Genomic DNA, 505 nt, shown 5'->3' on the forward strand with positions numbered 1-505 from the left:
CCGGTGACGAAGCCGTCCTCCACCGCTTCAACCGCCAATTCCACCGCCGCTTCGGGGAGATATTTTTCCGGGTTCTCGACGAAGTCGGCGGGACCGCCGAGCGTCGTCACCATACGCGCGAAGACCGCCGCCGCGCGGCCGCCGGCAAGCGTCTCGGCGGCGCGCCTGATCCCGTCCTGGTTCGACGACACAATCCCCGCCGACTGCAGCATTTCGGCGGCCAGCGCCAGCGTCACGTCCTCCAGCCGGCGGTCGCGGACCCGGCCGGTGAGGAAATCGACCGCGTTCTTCACCTCGACCGCATTGCCGGCGGCCGAGGCCAGCGGCTCGTTCATGCCGGTCACCAGCGCCGAGGCCTTCAGGCCCGCGCCATTGGCGACTTCGACCAGGCTGTTCGCCAACGCGACCGCATCGCGCGATTTCTCCATGAAGGCGCCGTTGCCGACTTTGACGTCGAGCACCAGCGAGCCGAGCCCGGCGGCGAGCTTTTTCGACAGGATCGAGG

1 pseudogene is annotated in these 505 nt (G+C 68.7%); it reads right to left on the reverse strand.

The annotated features are described in order from the left end of the window. Positions 1 to 505, reverse strand: a pseudogene (locus EOA38_RS38565) (thymidine phosphorylase); the annotation flags it as partial.

The organism is Mesorhizobium sp. M1E.F.Ca.ET.041.01.1.1, assembly GCF_003997355.1.
Lineage (GTDB): Bacteria > Pseudomonadota > Alphaproteobacteria > Rhizobiales > Rhizobiaceae > Mesorhizobium.